At 67.0% G+C, this 15368-nt stretch carries 19 protein-coding genes; 9 read left to right on the top strand and 10 right to left on the bottom strand.

What is annotated here, in order from left to right; all coding sequences use genetic code 11:
- Positions 1-86: 86 nt before the first annotated feature.
- Positions 87-1019 carry a ketopantoate reductase family protein gene (locus ON38_RS34470; protein ID WP_051165435.1) on the top strand — a complete coding sequence of 311 codons (933 nt, stop codon included), beginning with the start codon at positions 87-89 and terminating at the stop codon, positions 1017-1019.
- The gene (locus ON38_RS29350) at positions 1016-1405 is read left to right on the top strand and encodes an ArsR/SmtB family transcription factor (RefSeq protein WP_245564374.1); all 390 of its coding nucleotides are present in this window, start codon (positions 1016-1018) and stop codon (positions 1403-1405) included. Before ON38_RS34470 ends, ON38_RS29350 begins: the two co-directional genes overlap by 4 nt.
- Before the next feature lie 218 nt (positions 1406-1623).
- Here ON38_RS29350 and ON38_RS36500 read toward each other — a convergent pair whose 3' ends face one another.
- Entirely contained in the window at positions 1624-2271 is a 648-nt protein-coding gene (locus ON38_RS36500) for a DUF4272 domain-containing protein (RefSeq protein WP_157181986.1), read from the bottom strand.
- 412 nt (positions 2272-2683) lie between these two features.
- On the opposite strand from ON38_RS36500, the gene ON38_RS29340 reads away from it, so the two are divergent.
- Positions 2684-3148: an NUDIX domain-containing protein gene (locus tag ON38_RS29340; RefSeq protein WP_051165433.1), complete on the top strand. Its 465-nt coding sequence runs from the start codon at positions 2684-2686 to the stop codon at positions 3146-3148.
- Between the two features lie 172 nt (positions 3149-3320).
- The gene (gene bla, locus ON38_RS29335) at positions 3321-4277 is read left to right on the top strand and encodes a class A beta-lactamase (RefSeq protein WP_051165431.1); all 957 of its coding nucleotides are present in this window, start codon (positions 3321-3323) and stop codon (positions 4275-4277) included.
- 138 nt (positions 4278-4415) lie between these two features.
- On the opposite strand, the gene ON38_RS29330 is transcribed toward bla, so the two are convergent.
- The 4 genes from ON38_RS29330 to ON38_RS29315 all read right to left on the bottom strand — a co-directional run bounded on the left by ON38_RS29330 (position 4416) and on the right by ON38_RS29315 (position 6802).
- On the bottom strand, positions 4416-4982 hold the full coding sequence (locus tag ON38_RS29330; protein ID WP_039828331.1) for a flavoprotein: 567 nt from the start codon (positions 4980-4982) through the stop codon (positions 4416-4418).
- An 88-nt stretch (positions 4983-5070) separates the two neighbouring features.
- Positions 5071-5532, bottom strand: a complete 462-nt coding sequence (locus tag ON38_RS38310; RefSeq protein ID WP_083873199.1) for a DUF2510 domain-containing protein — start codon at positions 5530-5532, stop codon at positions 5071-5073.
- 476 nt (positions 5533-6008) lie between these two features.
- Entirely contained in the window at positions 6009-6536 is a 528-nt protein-coding gene (locus ON38_RS29320) for a hypothetical protein (protein WP_039828329.1), read from the bottom strand.
- A 38-nt stretch (positions 6537-6574) separates the two neighbouring features.
- Complete coding sequence (locus ON38_RS29315; RefSeq protein ID WP_157181985.1) at positions 6575-6802, bottom strand: hypothetical protein; 228 nt, start codon at positions 6800-6802, stop codon at positions 6575-6577.
- Between the two features lie 444 nt (positions 6803-7246).
- Here ON38_RS29315 and ON38_RS29310 point away from each other — a divergent pair, with 444 nt between their 5' ends.
- The 3 genes from ON38_RS29310 to ON38_RS29305 all read left to right on the top strand — a co-directional run bounded on the left by ON38_RS29310 (position 7247) and on the right by ON38_RS29305 (position 9307).
- Positions 7247-8212: a hypothetical protein gene (locus tag ON38_RS29310; RefSeq protein WP_039828327.1), complete on the top strand. Its 966-nt coding sequence runs from the start codon at positions 7247-7249 to the stop codon at positions 8210-8212.
- Between the two features lie 296 nt (positions 8213-8508).
- Positions 8509-8688 (top strand): hypothetical protein, encoded by a 180-nt coding sequence (locus ON38_RS36495; RefSeq protein WP_157181984.1) that lies wholly within the window; start codon positions 8509-8511, stop codon positions 8686-8688.
- A gap of 235 nt (positions 8689-8923) precedes the next feature.
- A complete protein-coding gene (locus ON38_RS29305) occupies positions 8924-9307 on the top strand; it encodes a VOC family protein (RefSeq protein WP_039828326.1) in 384 nt (127 codons plus the stop codon).
- A 25-nt stretch (positions 9308-9332) separates the two neighbouring features.
- Here ON38_RS29305 and ON38_RS29300 read toward each other — a convergent pair whose 3' ends face one another.
- From ON38_RS29300 to ON38_RS29290, 3 genes are all read right to left on the bottom strand, one after another.
- A complete protein-coding gene (locus ON38_RS29300; RefSeq protein ID WP_051165428.1) occupies positions 9333-10712 on the bottom strand; it encodes an alpha/beta hydrolase family protein in 1380 nt (459 codons plus the stop codon).
- 7 nt (positions 10713-10719) lie between these two features.
- Positions 10720-11301: an ArsR/SmtB family transcription factor gene (locus ON38_RS29295; RefSeq protein WP_039828325.1), complete on the bottom strand. Its 582-nt coding sequence runs from the start codon at positions 11299-11301 to the stop codon at positions 10720-10722.
- 402 nt (positions 11302-11703) lie between these two features.
- Complete coding sequence (locus tag ON38_RS29290) at positions 11704-12396, bottom strand: NAD(P)H oxidoreductase (RefSeq protein ID WP_039828352.1); 693 nt, start codon at positions 12394-12396, stop codon at positions 11704-11706.
- A 130-nt stretch (positions 12397-12526) separates the two neighbouring features.
- Between ON38_RS29290 and ON38_RS29285 the strand changes: the two genes are divergently transcribed.
- Positions 12527-13462: an AraC family transcriptional regulator gene (locus tag ON38_RS29285; RefSeq protein ID WP_039828324.1), complete on the top strand. Its 936-nt coding sequence runs from the start codon at positions 12527-12529 to the stop codon at positions 13460-13462.
- A 177-nt stretch (positions 13463-13639) separates the two neighbouring features.
- Entirely contained in the window at positions 13640-13978 is a 339-nt protein-coding gene (locus ON38_RS29280) for a hypothetical protein (RefSeq protein ID WP_157181983.1), read from the top strand.
- A 236-nt stretch (positions 13979-14214) separates the two neighbouring features.
- On the opposite strand, the gene ahpD is transcribed toward ON38_RS29280, so the two are convergent.
- Both ahpD and ON38_RS29270 read right to left on the bottom strand, forming a co-directional pair.
- Positions 14215-14754 (bottom strand): alkylhydroperoxidase, AhpD family, encoded by a 540-nt coding sequence (gene ahpD, locus ON38_RS29275; RefSeq protein WP_039828322.1) that lies wholly within the window; start codon positions 14752-14754, stop codon positions 14215-14217.
- 17 nt (positions 14755-14771) lie between these two features.
- Complete coding sequence (locus ON38_RS29270; RefSeq protein WP_030523929.1) at positions 14772-15359, bottom strand: peroxiredoxin; 588 nt, start codon at positions 15357-15359, stop codon at positions 14772-14774.
- Between the last annotated feature and the right edge of the window lie 9 nt (positions 15360-15368).

Genomic DNA, 15368 nt, shown 5'->3' with positions numbered 1-15368 from the left:
CCCCCGGGAAGAACGCTCGTCGGCGCCACAGAGTCGTGAAAACGGGGTCATATATTCTTTCATTTAAATGTTTGGATGGAGGATGGATGCGGATCCTGGTGGTGGGCGACGGTGCGCTCGGGCAGGTTTTCGGCCTGAGGCTGGGACACGGTGGGGCGGACGTGAACTTTCTGGTCAAGCCCGGGCGGGCCGGGTGGGGCGACACCGGGCGCACGCTGTATCGGCTGCGCCGGTTCGGCGGACCGGTCGCCGAGCGACTGCGCCCCGAGGGCGTACACGCCGAGACTCCGGACGGGCCGTGGGACATGGTGTGGCTGTGTGTGTCCTCGACCGCGCTGCGCGGGTCGTGGCTGTCCGATTTGCGGGACGCCGTCGGTGACGCGACCGTGGTCACCATCGGGCAGGACCTGCACGATCGGGCCGTGCTGGAGCGGGTGTGGCCGGCCGAGCGGATCGTGCAGGTGGGGCCGTCCCTGTTCGCCTATTCCGCGCCGTTGACCGGTGAGGTGCCGGCGCCGGGGGTCGCGTACTGGGTGCCACCCGGTTCGGTGTTGAAGGTGCTCGGTGACCCGGCTCGGGCGGAGGCGGTGGCGAGCGCGCTGGGCGCCGGTGGTTTGCGTGCCCGCCGTTCCACCCGGGCGGGTAGTGGTGAGCGCGTCGCCGCGCTGATGGTGCCCTATATCGCTGCGCTGGAGACGGTGGACTGGTCGCTGCCCGCCCTGCTCGCCGATATAGGACCGGCGGTCGAGGCAGGCGTGGAAGCCTCGGGAGTGGTCGCCGCGCAAACCGGAGGCCGCCGGGTCCACACGTCGAAGTGGGTGGCCCGGTCCGTGCTTCGATTGATGCGTGTGCTGCCCCCGTTCGACCTGAACCGTTACCTGGAAGCTCATTTCACCAAGGTGGCCGATCAGACCAGGCTGATGCTCGACGGTTGGATCGCCGAAGGGGAAAACCGGGCGTTGCCGGTGACCGGTCTGCGTGAGTTGCGGAACCGTCTGTCCGCTCGGGAGACGGCGTGACCCCCACCGTGGAAAGCGTATTGGGCACATTCACCGAATGTCAGCCACTGTTCACGGCCCTCGGCGACGATCGGCGGCAGGCGATCATCGCCCTGCTGCTGAAAGCCGGCGGGGAGGCCAGTGTGGGAGAGATCGCCGGGCAGCTCGGTCTCTCCCAACCGGCGGTCTCCCATCACCTCAAAATCCTGCGGGCGGCGCGACTGCTCACCGTCGAACGGCGTGGCACCCTTCGGTGCTACGCGCTCAACGGTGCCGAACTGACCGATCTCCTGGCCCCGCTGCGCGAACTCGTCGATCAGATCACCGCCTGCGCCGATCAGCCCGGTATTCATGAGCGGGATCGGGCCGGGACCACGTCGGTGGCGAGGGAATCGTCGCCGAAGTGAATCGCCCGCCCCTGGCGCGATGTAGTGGGCGTCGCGGGCGGGTCCGGTCAGGGCACCGGTACTCGGCTCACGCCGCGGCGTTGGCACCATGTTCGAGCAGGACGGGCAGTCCGAAACGGTCGCTGAGCCTTCGTCGGGACGCTGCCGTCGACACCTACGCACTGCCTTCGACTCCGCGCCGGGCTACCGGTCACGCCGTCGACCGGGCCGGTGCGGGACTACTCTTCGTCGGCATCCCATTCCGACTGGCCGGCGCAGGTGATCCAATGCAGGGCATGGAACCGTTCCGCGGTGAGCATGGGATCCAGGTCGCCGATTATTTCTCCGGTTTGCTCGTACACATCCTCCATGAAGTGATTCAGGAAGAAGTAGTAGTGCAGTTCGGTGAGTATCTCCCGGCCGGGACGCAGGCCGGCTTCGCGGAGGAACGGCTGCACGGGCCGGCCCAGCGCCGGTAGCCGGTCGGCGACCAGCGAACCGTCCATCCTTTCGCTGGGATCGACGAGGTCAGGAATCCTTCCCGAGGCCCAGAGCAGGACATACAGGGATTCGGCTCGCCAGGTCAGCAGGTTCGACCGCATGGCCGACTGCTGCCACAGCATCTCTTCTTCGGGCAGTTCGGTCAGCGCGACGACCTGTTTCTCACGCTCGGTCAATACTTGCAGGAAGTTCTCCGCTCGCATCCATTCCGCAACCTCCCTCGGGTCCGGATGAAAGATGATGCCCAGCAGTGCGTGCAGGGCGAGTGCACGACCGGCCAACTCGCCGGGATCGCGGAGCCGGATGGGAAAGATCTCCGCTATTTCGGGGAGGGAATCCACTTCCAGTCCGTGCTGCTTCAATCGGTCCTGTGTCGATACGGTCATCGAATACCTCTTCGTCGCATTGTGTGTCCCGGAGCCGGGGCGGGAAGATCGAAGCGGAGGGCTGGGCGACACGGTTTTCGAAAGGCGTGGATCGCCCTCCGAGGTGAGCCGGCTCGGCGGCAATAGCGGAAAGCTCTGTCGCTCAGTAATTTTCCTATGCGTCTGATCGTCTGCGGCCGGGCTCGCCCGCCAGTTTTTCGCGCCCCGCTTCCGGATGCAAACGGCAGGAGCCGCGACGGCCACCGTGGCGTCGCCACCGAATCGGAGATGGCCTCGTCGCGATCTGTGGTCCATCGCCGGCCGAAACACCTCTATCACCGCATCCGAACCGGCGCGCCGTGACGCTACGGTGTACGCCGACCTGCTACGCGACCGCAGCCGCCCGCTGCGGAACTTCGGAACAAGGAGGCCCATGTCGGGATATGTGTTCGATACCAAGCACGACCGCTACCCGGTGGCGGCCCATGTCTTTCTCGTCGAGCGTGGCCGGATCCTGTTGTTACGAAGGGCCGGGCGCGGTTATGCGGACGGACAGCTCGGGTTGCCGGCCGCCCACGTCGAGCGCGGCCAGACCCTTACCGTGTCGGTGGTCCGTGAGGTGGCCGAGGAGCTCGGAATCGACCTCGCCCCGGCCGATCTACGCCCGGGCGGCACAATGTTCCGCTGGGCCGGTGAACCTCGGGTCGACATCTTCTTCGTCGCGGAGTCGTGGCAGGGCACCCCGGAAATCCGCGAACCACGTAAGTGCAGCGAACTCGTCTGGGCCGACCCCGACGCTCTGCCCGGGGACACGCTCGATTTCGTGGCCACCGCGTGGGCGGATGCGAGAGAAGGCCGGATGCTACGGGAATACGGTTTCGCGTCGGTCCCGATGTGACCCGGCCCGGGTGCCGGGTGTTCCGGTACCGCGCCGCTGCCGGCCGAGTGTGGTCGGCAGTGTCTGTTACGGCATGTCCGGCACGGGTGAACTGCGGCGATATCGAGTCCGACTCTTCCGCGGGGCAGTTGTGTATTGGCCCGGCTCCGGGGTGTGGTGATGTGCTGCGGGGGTGAAATTCTCCGCACTGGTTCAGTTCGTCTCGTTCGATCGCCGCCGACTCGCGGCCGCCGCGCTGGCGGTGTCCGCGCTCTCGGCGGCTACCGCATGCGATACCGCCCCCGGCGCCACCACCGTCGCGACCGCGCCCGCGGGCACGGCCGGCCAAGTCGCGACCACCCGGTTCGCCGACCTGGAGGCGGCACATGGGGCGCGGCTGGGCGTCTTCGCGGTCGACACCGCCGACGGCCGCAGCGTCGCCTACCGCGACGGTGAGCGGTTCCCGATGGCTTCCACGTTCAAGGGACTCGCGTGCGGTGCCCTGCTGCACGAGCACCCACTGTCCTCGGGATTCTTCGACCGGGTGATCCGGTATCCGCGCACCGATCTTGTCGAGAACTCGCCGGTCACCGAGCAGCATGTCGATACCGGGATGACGGTGTCCGCGCTGTGCGAGGCGGCGATCACGGTGTCCGACAACACGGCCGGAAATCAGATCCTGAAACTGCTCGACGGGCCCGCGGGCTTCACCGCGTTCCTCCGCACCCTCGGTGACGACACCTCGCGACTGGACCGCTGGGAAACCGAGCTGAATACCGCGATTCCCGGAGACGAACGCGACACCACCACCCCCGCCGCACTGGCCGCCGATTATCGCGCACTCGTGGTGGGCGACAGCCTCGCGGAACCCGAACGCGCGCAACTGTCCGCCTGGCTCGTCGCCAGCGCCACCGGCGGCAATCGCATCCGAGCGGGGCTGCCCCCGGGCTGGAAGGTCGGCAACAAAACCGGGTCCCCGGCCTACGGATCCGCCCTCGACGTGGCCGTGGCCTGGCCGCCGGGACGGGCGCCGCTCGTCATCGCGGTGCTCACCACGAAATCCGAGCAGGATGCCGAACCGGCCAATGATCTCGTGGCCGCCGCCACCCGTGCCGCGGTGGAGGCGCTCGGGACCAGCCCGGCCGGCTGACGCGCTCGCGGTGTGGACGGCTGCCGGCCCGGTACCGGCATGAGGTTCCGTCTCCCGGCGGTGGGCGGGTGGGTGAGGAGTTCGCCGCTCGCCCCGGTTGCGACCGGCGGGCATTCCGTAGCGGACGGGCTTCGGCGGTCAGCCGCGACCGGCAGTGCGACGTGGATGGTCGAGGACTGCTTGCCAGGCGGCTTTCCACGGGAGCAGGTCCAGGTGGTTCTCGCCCGTCCCGGGTTCGTGCTGCTCGTCGCCGCCCAGTACGGTGACCCCCCACTCGGACAGTTTCCGTCTGGCTTCCCGGATTGCCGGAAAGCTCATCTGCGCCCGGTTGGAGAACGGCACCGCCACCACCGGCAGTCCCTTGCCCACCGCTTCGACCAGCAGGCCCAGCGGCAGCGTATCCGAGATACCGGCAGCCCATTTCGCCATGGAATTACACGTGAGAGGTGCCGCGATCATGGCGTCGGCGGGTGGCAGGACATCGGGTGTGCCGGGTTTTTTGTAGTGGCTGCGCACCGGGTGGCCGGTCCGCTCTTCGAGCATGTCGACATCGATGAATCCCCGGCCGTCCGGTGAAGCGACGACGCACACATCCCAGCCATCGGCCCGCGCCAGGTCGATGAGCCGGGGGACGTCGCGGGCGGGCGGCGAGCCGGTGACGATGGCGTACAGGACCGGTTCTTTCCGCTCGTTCACAGCTCTCATGATGTCTCGAGAACATGAGAGGCCGCACGTCGCGTCCGGGTCACCCGCCATGCCCTGCCCAGCGGGCTCCGGCAGCGCGGCGTGATCATCAATATCTCGTCCATCGGCGCTCGGGCTGAGCAGCGCGCCGGGGAAGGTCGTGGGCCGGTGGGCTTCGGGCGTCGGCGTCAAGGCGCGCCTGCGCCTTGATGGAACAGCTCGACAAGGAATAGTGATGGCAGAGCAGGACCGGGTCCCGTACTGTTTGCTTCTCGGCGACTTCCGCCTCGAGGCGATCGCGCAGCTGCTGCATATCGTCGATCCCGCTCCTGTTGAATTGCTCCACTTGCGCGCGGAGTCGCCGATTCTCGGCGAGCGCGGCAGCCAGCTCCTCGGTTTGCCGCTTGGCGTAACCCCGGGCACCGAACAACGGGATCTTCGATGCCTCTCCTGGCCGATCTCCCGAAACCGGTGCGACCCGCCGGTCCGGAGTCCAGGATCGGCCGTTCCAGTACCGCAGGAATCCCTCGTTCTCCGGATCCGGATACCAATCCGGTGGCACCGTGCGCATGATTCCCTCTATCGCAGTGGCGTTTCGAGCATGCTATATCGAATTCGACTCGGCAGTCGCGACCGCCGTGCTGCGCGCGGAACGAGCGATTGGTCTGTCTGTCGTGAGGTCATCACCGTCGAACACCCCGGTTCCGTCCCGCAGGTGCTCGGCAAGGAACTGTTCGCCGGTCTTGTGGGCCGGCCGCCGGCCGCCCGGCTCGGAAACAGCTCGGCGCCCTACGACGGGACAGCAGACATCCCGTGTCGGACTCGGCGGGAAGGATTGTGGTGGCATCGGCCGGTGACTCCGGTCGGCGGCGGGTGATATTGCATACGGCGCGGGCTCGATCGAGCGCCCGCCGTGCGTCGAGGCGAGCCCGTCAGATCCTGTTCGATACCGATCGGTATGGCATGTAACCGGCCTGCGCATTCGAGTTCGGTGCCGAGATCGCGGAGCGGGCGGTCGACGTCGATGCCGACGGGTGCCGCACCAGGCTAATCGTCGGCGGCAACTGTGAGCCGGAGAGTCCTGCCCACCGTGTCGATCCTAATGATCTCGTGAAATTCGTTGTGGATGAAACCGTAATCGTTGACCGCCGAGGCGTCGAGCCGGGGCAGTGTGACTATGTGTGTGGCAGTGCGCGCGGGCCCGAACACTTCCTGGTCGATCGCCTGGCGTAGCGCATCCGGGACGATACCGCACTGATCGACCCAGCGCGTCACCAGCGCGATGACGGAATCGGCCGATGCGGGCGTGTAGGAGTCCGGGGTAATCCGGTCGATCCAGTACGGGCCGTGGCGGGTGCCCTGTGGGTCGACCCCGCCTCCGATGTAGTCGTCACGGAACTGCTGATCGCCGATCAGCGCGGACAACAGATCGCGATCGGCCGGTGGGGGCGCGGTGATTGTGAACTGCTTGATGTCGATCCATTGTCGTGAGGGATTGCCACCCTCCGGGAAGTCGAAGTCCCGGAAGTTGATGAAGGAAGTCCCCTCGTATTCCAGGTCGGCCGATGTCTGCACGCACTCATCCTTGTCTGACGATAGGGGCGACGATCAGATTACTGACCCGGGATATGCCATCGTTTGATCTGCACCCCGGGAACGTCGTTGAAGTCCAGTGTCGGCCCGCCGGACTTGCTGAATGGGCGATACGTCACCGTTGATTTCGGGTCACCCGATACCTCCCATACTTCGATATTGCCCTTGGGCGTGGACTTCACCTGTGGTGGGCCGAGTTTCTCGGTCAGTTCGGTGCGTGCGGCGTCGACTTCTTTCTGGGAGACCATCTGCACGCCGGTCGCGTCTTCGGTGAAAGCAGGGGACGATATGGGGAAAGTGATCGCCGGACGCTACGAGCTGACCCAGCCGATCAGCTCCGGCGGCATGGGTTCGGTGTGGCGCGGCTACGACAGCGTGCTGGACCGCCCGGTCGCCATCAAACGCATCCGGGTCGACCAGGTGGACACCGGGGAAGAGGCCGAGGAATTCGCGGATCGCTTCCGGCGCGAAGCCCGAGTGACGGCCCGCATCCGTCACCACGGCGTACCGCAGGTCTTCGACGCCGGGCTCGACGTCTCGTACGAACACGTCTTCCGGTCTGCTTTGTGCGGTGTCAGGCGTGGCCTCGCGGCAGCGCGTCCTATCGAACCAGTACGTCGTCGCCAACCCGAAAGATGCTTATTACCAGCTGGTTCGAGGGTCCCCGGTCAACTTCCCGGTATTCTCACAGCATGTCGGGCACCAACGTCCACCCTGTTGTCGCGCAGACGTTGCGCCGGATCAGCGTCGTGGTCGACGATGTCACCGGCATCCTCGTCCGCGATACCGAGTCCATCGCGCGGTGGGCGCGTCGTGGCGAGGTCCAGCTGCGCAACAGCGACCAGACAGCCAAGGTCCTGAGTAAGATGGACAAGCTGGACAAGCGGTCGACAGCGATCCGCCGGGTGGGCGTCAAGGCCGGCGAACCCGCCGTGTGGGTGACGAAGTTCCCGGGCAAATGGAAGCAGCCCCCGGTGCGACGAGTGGAAAACGGCCCCGCCCTGATTGCGGACGAGCTCGAACGCATCTACCTCGCGGGCGATAAGGCCCGGTGGGCGAACTACGACCCCGGCCTGCTCGATAAGGGTCATCGAGGGTTCGAGAACTGGCTGAAAACGGAGGGGCCACTCGGGCCGCTGTCGGAGCACTACGGCCTGAATTGCTGGGAGATGATCGGCTACGCCGCGGTCCGTAGCGGCGTACTGGACAAACACCAGTTGCGGGAGTTGATGGAACTCCCTCGGCGTCCACTCACGAAAGGCGCAAAGTACGACTACTACCTGGATGCCTGGCTACCCCGCATGGGGAAATGGCTGATCCCGGAGGGCCGTCGGACCTACACCGGGAAACCGGGCGGTCCGCAACCGCAGCGCGGCGATATCGTTATGTGGAACAACGATGCCGAACATGTCACGATGGCAACCGGACGTATCGGACACGATGGTTCACCCGAAGTGTATTCGTTCTGGTATGCACCGAAAGATCCACTGGTCTGGGACCCGAGCACCAAGTCGTACTCCGCGGTCGCCGACGCAGTCCAGAAGTCCACCGTGAAAGAGTTGACGGAGGCGATGTACAACCTGCGCGACAAGGACGGCAAGCCCGCGTATACGCGCAATCAGAATTTCGAGATCATGTTCGGTCGCGGCCCCTGGTGAACGGGCTTGCCGGTCACCGAGCGCTCGGGTTTCGATGCGGGCCGGGCGCTTCGGCGTCGGAGGTAACCTCATCTGCGCGGTAGAGCCTGCACACTCCTCGTGACGCGCCGGTCCGTCTCACACACTCCGCTCGATCTTCGTTGTGAGCACGGCCCCGGTGCCGACAACGCCGCGGAACCGATTTCGGTACCGGCATAAGGTACGGCAGTCGCTGTGGTCGGCGCGGTCCACCACCCTTGGATGAGAAAGTCTTGCGCCCATCGACTGCCGGTCCTGGTTGCGGTTGCGTCGGTACGGTGGGCGGTGTCGAGCACGACACAGCGAAAGGGTCAACACTTATGAATTCGGGTTCCGCAGCAGCAATGGAAAATATTCGCCAGGGCTACCTCAACGGCGATCCCGTCGCCACCGCACTTTTCATCCCCTTGTTCTTCATCGCGGGCGCGTTCGCGCTCTTGCAGGGGCAGCCGTTCTGAGCCTTCCGCCGCAGCGGTAGCCGACTACCCCAGGAGGGGCGTGTCTCCGTGGGGCACGCTCCACCCTCGGCCGCGGCCCTGCCTCCCGGGTGCTCGTGGTTCTCGGAGGTACGGCGCCTGTGCGACGAGCCCTGACCAGGTGTTCGTGGTGCGAACAGCTGTCGTCCGCCACCGTCCGCGCCCCAGGAGACAAATCTCCAAGTCGGTGCGTGGCGGCTCCGCACATACTCCACTGATGAGTATCGAGCAGATCACCCCGAAACTGATCATCGAGGGCGCCGACGCGGCGATCCGCTACTACACCGACGTATTCGGTGCCACTCTGCAACAGCGGCACGAGGCGGACGGCAGGGTGGTTTTCGCCGCGCTCGGACTTCCGTGCGGAGCCGTATTCGAGGTGAAGGACGCCGACGCTTTCGATCAGGACCCGCTGCGGCTCGGCGGTCGCGGACTACTTCTCTCGGTGGTGTCGGCCGATCCCGACCGCCTTGCCCGGCGCATGGTGGAGGCGGGTGGCGAGATCGTGTTCGAGGTGGCGGATCAGCCGTACGGGGCGCGTCAGGGGCGGGTGCGGGATCCGTTCGGTCACGAGTGGATCGTCGGGAAGCCGATCCGGTAAGGCCGGGGTGGGCAGGGCTGTGCGGTCAGGGGAGTAGCAGGCCCCAGTAGATCGCCCAGAGCACGAACCCTGTCCCGCCGACGACCGATACCGCCCATCGGGCCCACGCACCTTTCGACATTCCCGCCGCCGAGCGGGGTGTGCGCACCACGAGGTAGCCCAGCGCGACCACCGCGCACACGGCAACGATCTGCAACGCCAGCCACGGCAGGGTGCGTCCGAACAGCAGTGGGCCGAAGGAGGTCGCGCGGGTCGTGAGGATATAGCCGAGCTGGATGACCGCGCCGACGATGCCGGTCACGGCCATTGATATGAGTATTCGCGCGGGTCGCCGGTCCGGCAGGCGCCATGCCGGGACTGCGCTGGTCAGGGCATAGCCGCCGAACGCGAGCGCGATCACGGCCGGCAGCAGCAGGTTCACGGGAGCGGATTCCCACCAGGCCACCGCATCGAGGTCACGTACCGGATGTTCCTGCGCCGCAGGTAGATCCACTCGCGGGACGGAGGCCGACTGGGGTAGCCCGTTGACCCACTCGCCCATGAGTTCGCCGTATCCCGGTGCCAGCCCGGGCAGCTTGTCGAAGCCGTCGGTGGTCGGTTGCCCGCCGTGCTGGGTGCCGGGCAGCGTGACCAGGGTGTAGTTCCGCTTCCCGGCGCGGTCGAACGCGGCCTGGAAACCGCGCAGGCTGTCACCCGGCGGGGTCAGCCGGTCCCTGTCGCCCCAGACGGCGAGGACCGGCTGGGTGATCTGTTCCAGCACCGGAATCGGATCGTAGTCGGCCTGGGCGAACAGTCCGGCGCCGACGAGCTGCCGAATCCCGTTGCGTGCGAGCGTATCGACCATCGAGCCGCGTACGCCCGCCGCGCCGAACCTGGTCTCGTTCGCCCATGCCTGCTGGGCGGCCGGTGGGCCCGAGTTCGCGCCGATGGTGATCAGGAATGCCGCCTCGGCCGACCGTGAAGCGGCGAGCGGTGCGACCCAGCCGCCCTCGGACAACCCCCACAGACCCACCCGGGCGGGATCGACTTCCGGACGGCTCTGTAATGCGGCGAGACCTGCCAGTGCGTCGTCGGCCAGTTGTGAATAGTCGCGGTGTGCCGGCGTGTATCCCTCGGTGCGCTTGCGGTAGGTCAACGCCACGATGCCGGCGCGGGCGAAAGCGTCGGCGGTGAGGTCGTAGTGGGTGCTGCGGCCGTCGCCCGAACCGTGGACGAGAACGACGCCCGGACGGTCCGTGGCGCCGGGCGGCGCGTGGACGGTGCCGGTGGTCGTGGTGCCGTCGCCGCGAGTAAAAGTGATATCCACTGTCGTGGTGTCGCCCTGTGCGTGGGCCGGCGGTATCCCGCAGCAGACAGCGGCGATCATGGTGGCGACTACCGCGATACGTCGAACGATCGAGAACATGGTGGGCCTACTCTGCCGAGGTGCTGCCGGGCGCGGGGAAGGCGAGGAACCGGGTCAGTACGCGGCGGGTGCCGGGCCGGCCCTCCCGATGGGTCGCTTGGAAACGTTTGAGCAGTGCCAGGTAGTCCTCGAAGAATTCCTCGATTTCCGCGGGCGTCGCGTAGACCGCGCCGCGCGAAAAGGGCAGGATGTCGGCCCACTCGCCCAGCTCGGTCCGCTGCGCCTCGTACTGCCGGAACATCCCGATGTCCTCGGCGAGGTGCTGCGCGAACAGTCCCTCCAGGAGTTCGCGCACCTCCGGTGACTGTGCGCGGTCCATTCGGTACCGCAGATCCTTCGGCGGCGAACGCCACCACCGCTCTTTCCCCTTGGCCAGCTCCGGGGCCTCCTCGATGAATCCGTGTTCGGCCAGCTGTCGCAGGTGATAGCTGGTAGCTCCGGTGTTCTCCCCGAGCAGGGCGGCGAGCGCGGTGGAGGTCGACGGGCCGTTCTCGGCGAGGGCGCGCAGGATGCGCTGGCGCAGCGGGTGCGCCAGCGCGCGCAGCGCGGCCGGATCGGTGATCTCTCTGGGGGGCGGATCGGCGGGCATGGTTACAGAATATTCTGTGCAAACCATTTTGTGCAAAGAATTCTTTGCAACTCTCCCCGCCGGTGCGCCCGGCCGACTCGGCGGGCGGCTGAACGGGGTACGGGCAGCTGGCCGGCGAGTCGGTGAAGAGACAGGCCGGGCCGGAGTAGTCGCCGAGAGCACCGGCTCGCGATGGCCGGGTGTAGGTGGCGGCAGTGTCGGTCGGGCGGCGATTCGGCGATATGGCCGCCATCGCCTGCTGTCTGAGCGTTCATCCGGACGGCATGGTGGTCTGAGAACTGCCGCAGACGCGCCCAGGCGATCCCGATCCGAACACCCGGACGTCCGGGTTCGCGTCGAGGCGCAGGAACCGCGCCCGGTATACGAGTAAGTGCGCACACCGGGCGGCGGAGCCTGTACCGGTCAGGCGGGGACGCGGTCGCCGACGAGGAAATCGTCGACGAAGCGCCGGGCCCGGTCCTCCAGCGCCGCGTAATGGGCGGCGCGCACCGCGCCGGTGAGTGCCTCGTCGAGCAGCAGATTGCCGTCGGCGTCCACCCGCTGCCGTTTCTCCTCCGCGCCGGGCAGTAGCCCCACCGACGATTCGGCCAGGCCGCAGTAGTACGCGATACCGTCGTTGAGCTGCGTGCCGAGGGACTGTTGCATGAGGTCGACGACGCTGTCGTCGTCCGCGGCGCCGGCCAGGCCGAGCCAGAGCGCCCGCTTGCCCGCGAGCCGCGGTTTGCTGCGGCCGTAGGCGAATCCGTAGTTCCACACGCGGTCGATCCAGCCTTTGAGGATCGCCGGAACCTGCACCCAGTACACCGGGAACACCGCGACGATGACGTCGGCGGCGAGGACGCGCCGCATATGGCTCTCGACCTCGGGGGAGTAGGTCTTCTCGCGGTTTCCCCATTCCGGAAGGTCGGCGGCGTTCATCCGGGGGTCGAAGTTCTCGGCGTGCAGGTCGAGGAGATCGATGCGGTAGCCGGCCGCGGTGAGCCGCTGCGCGGCCAGGTCGGCGATATGGGCGGTGAGCGAATCGCGGCGCGGGTGGGCGACGACGACGAGGGCGGTGCGGGTGGTCGTGGCGTCGTCGATCGTGGTGTGCGACACGGGGTCCTCCATCTCGATCCGGCTGTCCGGATGCTCGGTTGTACGGTCTGCTCTCATTCCATACGGCATCCGGTGGACGATCTATGGGTAAAGGTCTACATCTGATAGGAGTTCGTCTACTCTTGATCGAGTGGATCCATTGAGCACTCTGCTGAGCGGCATCCGGGCCGAAGGCGCCGTACTCACCAACGCGGTTCTGGAGGCCCCGTGGAGTATCCGGTTCGCCGACCGCGCACCGCTCACCATGATCACCGTGCTGCGCGGCGGAGGCACGCTGCTGCTGCCCGGCGGGATCGAGCAGCGGATCGTGGCCGGCGACACCGCGATCGTGCGTGGGCCCGAACCGTTCCTCTTCGCCGACCGCGCGGACACGGTGGTCCCGCCGCACGAAGAATACGAGATCGCCTGTTTCGCGCCGGACGCCAAATGCGATGCCGCGCTGGACGACGGCCACTGGGGCGACGATCCGGCCGGTGAGACCGCGCTGATCGTCGGCGCCTACCGGGCGTCGGGCCGGCGCCACGAACGCCTGCTCCGCGCGGTGCCGCCGGTTCTGGTGGTCTCCGACGATGTGGAGGTGTGCGCGTGGATGGAGTCGGTGGCCACGGACGCGGTGCGCCGCCCGGCGGGCGCGCAGGCGCTGATGGACCGGCTGCTCGACTGGGGTCTGGTGTGCACGCTGCGTGATTGGTTCGACCGACAGGAGGCGGGTGCGCCGGGCTGGTATCGCGGACCGGCCGACCCGGTGGTCGGGCCGGCGTTGGAGGCCATGCACGGAAAGCCTGCCGCCGGGTGGACGGTCGCGTCGCTGGCTTCGGAAGCGGGGGTTTCGCGGGCCCTGTTCGCGCGGCGATTCTCAGAGGTCATGGGGCAGTCGCCGCTGGCGTATCTCACCGAATGCCGGATGGACGAGGCGGAGGAACTGCTCGCCGATCGCAATCTCACGGTGGCGCAGGTGGCGAAGGCTGTGGGCTATGCGGACGCGTTCGGTTTCAGTGCCGCGTTCAAACGACATCGGGGTATCCGGCCGAGCGATTTCCGCGTCACCGTCGATCTCGGCGCGTGAACTGTGTGTCGAGCGCCCGGTCGGCGGGTACCGGCCAGGTGTGGGAGGGTCGGAGGATCCTGCCGAAGATCGCGAAAGGCTCGATATGCATAGCAATATCAGACATTTCGGCTTGTCGCCGTGCTGAGCGCTCTGGGCGTCGCGGCAGCGTATGCGGCACCGGGTGCGGGAGCGGCCGTGACGGGAGTGGATGTGGACGCCGGTCCGGAGGGGCTGCGGACCGGATGCGCCTATACGGTGACCGCGACGGTCGACGCACCGCCGTCCGAGGCGGGCGAGGTCACCATCGTCAACAGTGGTGGTGTGGTTCCGGGTAACGGAGAACGCCTGGGCCGGGCCGTCTATCACCCGGAGAACGGAACGGCGACCTTCGAATGGACGCCGAAACACATCGGCCGTCAGAACATCACCGCGCAGCAGTTCACCCCGGGGCAGTACACGTCGGCGAAGTACATCGAAGTCGATGTGCGAGGGCCGGGGCTCGACGCCGGTAGTGCGTGTCTGCCACTGCCGTAGTCGATTTCACGTCCTGCCGGCGTGACCGATCAACGGTATGCCCGGTCCGGACCGGATACCGCGGCTGTGCCAGGAACGACCGGGAGGTCCGCGGAACCTGCACCAGGTAACCGTGGGAACACGTGCTGGTAGGCCGATCGGGCCGCCCCGGTGCCGACGACGAACGAACCGGGTGGCGCGGAAATTCCTCGCCACCCGGTTCGGGTTCTCATGGTCCGCCCGGCCGGGCGAACGGGTCAGACCGCGGCCGTCGCCAGCGCCTCGGTGGCCTGTACGGCCTGCCCGACCCCGGCCACGATCGCCGCGGCGCGCAGCGCCTCGAAGATCACCTCGCGCGAGACACCCGCCTCGCGCAGCGTGTGCTCGTGGGCTTCCAGGCAGTGCTGGCAGCCGTTGATCGAGGAAACCGCGAACGACCAGAGTTCGAAATCGGCCTTGTCGACACCGGGAGCGCCGATGATCTGCATACGCAGACCGGCCCGCAGATCATCGTACTTACCGTCCAGGAACGCTTTGCCCCGGTAGAACACATTGTTCATGCCCATGATCGAGGCGGCGCCCAGCGCGGCGTTGTAGGCCTCGGCGGACAGCACATCGGCCGCTTCCTCGGCGATCTCCCGCAGGGTGGCCGTGGACCGGGTCGCGGCGGCCGCGGCAAGCAGGGTGCCCCACAGCTGCTGCTCGTTGAGCACCGTCGTCCGCGAGATGGACGACAGGTTGAGCTTGAGGTCCTTGGCGTACTCGGGGAGCGAGTTCTTCAGATTGTCGATGCTCACCGGTTCTCCTTCCGCTCTCAGACGCTCGCGGCCAGCAGCTCGCGCGCGTCGATGGTCGGGTCGCCCTTCTTCCAGTTGCAGGCGCACAGTTCGTCGGACTGCAGCGCGTCCAGGACCCGCAGCACCTCGTCGACATTGCGGCCCACCGAACCCGCGGTCACCGAGACGAACTGGATCTCGTTGTTCGGGTCGACGATGAAGGTGGCGCGATCGGCGACGCCGTCGGCGTTGAGAACGCCGGTGGCGGCGGCCAGTTCGCGCTTGAGGTCGGACAGGATGGGGAAGGGCAGGGTCTTCAGATCCTCGTGCTGGGCCCGCCACTGGAAGTGCACGAACTCGTTGTCGACCGATGCGCCGAGCACCTGGGCGTCACGGTCGGCGAACTCCTCGTTCAGCTTGCCGAACGCGGCGATCTCGGTCGGGCACACGAAGGTGAAGTCCTTCGGCCAGAAGAACACGATCCGCCACTTGCCCGCGTGATCGGCGCTGGTGACCCGGGTGAAATAGTCATCCGGCTGCTGAGCGTCGACCTTGGACAAGTCACCACCGATCACCGCGGTGAGGTCGTAGGCGGGGAACTGGTCGCCGATGGTCAGCAGGGGCATGCCCGAAAC

Source organism: Nocardia testacea NBRC 100365 (genome assembly GCF_000308775.1).
GTDB classification, from domain to species: Bacteria; Actinomycetota; Actinomycetes; order Mycobacteriales; family Mycobacteriaceae; genus Nocardia; species Nocardia testacea.
The sequence above is the reverse complement of the archived record's forward strand: the minus strand, read 5'-3'. Positions and strand labels throughout refer to the sequence as shown.

Bases quoted from the DNA above. Each gene is read 5' to 3' on its own strand.
- ON38_RS29305 (WP_039828326.1), top strand. From the start codon at position 8,924: ATGAGTATCGAGCAGATCACCCCGAAACTGATCATCGAGGGCGCCGAC.
- ON38_RS29300 (WP_051165428.1), bottom strand. From the start codon at position 10,712: ATGTTCTCGATCGTTCGACGTATCGCGGTAGTCGCCACCATGATCGCC.
- ON38_RS29330 (WP_039828331.1), bottom strand. From the start codon at position 4,982: ATGAGAGCTGTGAACGAGCGGAAAGAACCGGTCCTGTACGCCATCGTC.
- ON38_RS29310 (WP_039828327.1), top strand. From the start codon at position 7,247: ATGTCGGGCACCAACGTCCACCCTGTTGTCGCGCAGACGTTGCGCCGG.
- ON38_RS29315 (WP_157181985.1), bottom strand. From the start codon at position 6,802: ATGGTCTCCCAGAAAGAAGTCGACGCCGCACGCACCGAACTGACCGAG.
- ON38_RS29295 (WP_039828325.1), bottom strand. From the start codon at position 11,301: ATGCCCGCCGATCCGCCCCCCAGAGAGATCACCGATCCGGCCGCGCTG.
- ON38_RS29340 (WP_051165433.1), top strand. From the start codon at position 2,684: ATGTCGGGATATGTGTTCGATACCAAGCACGACCGCTACCCGGTGGCG.
- ON38_RS38310 (WP_083873199.1), bottom strand. From the start codon at position 5,532: ATGCGCACGGTGCCACCGGATTGGTATCCGGATCCGGAGAACGAGGGA.
- ON38_RS34470 (WP_051165435.1), top strand. From the start codon at position 87: ATGCGGATCCTGGTGGTGGGCGACGGTGCGCTCGGGCAGGTTTTCGGC.
- ON38_RS36500 (WP_157181986.1), bottom strand. From the start codon at position 2,271: ATGACCGTATCGACACAGGACCGATTGAAGCAGCACGGACTGGAAGTG.
- ON38_RS29270 (WP_030523929.1), bottom strand. From the start codon at position 15,359: ATGCCCCTGCTGACCATCGGCGACCAGTTCCCCGCCTACGACCTCACC.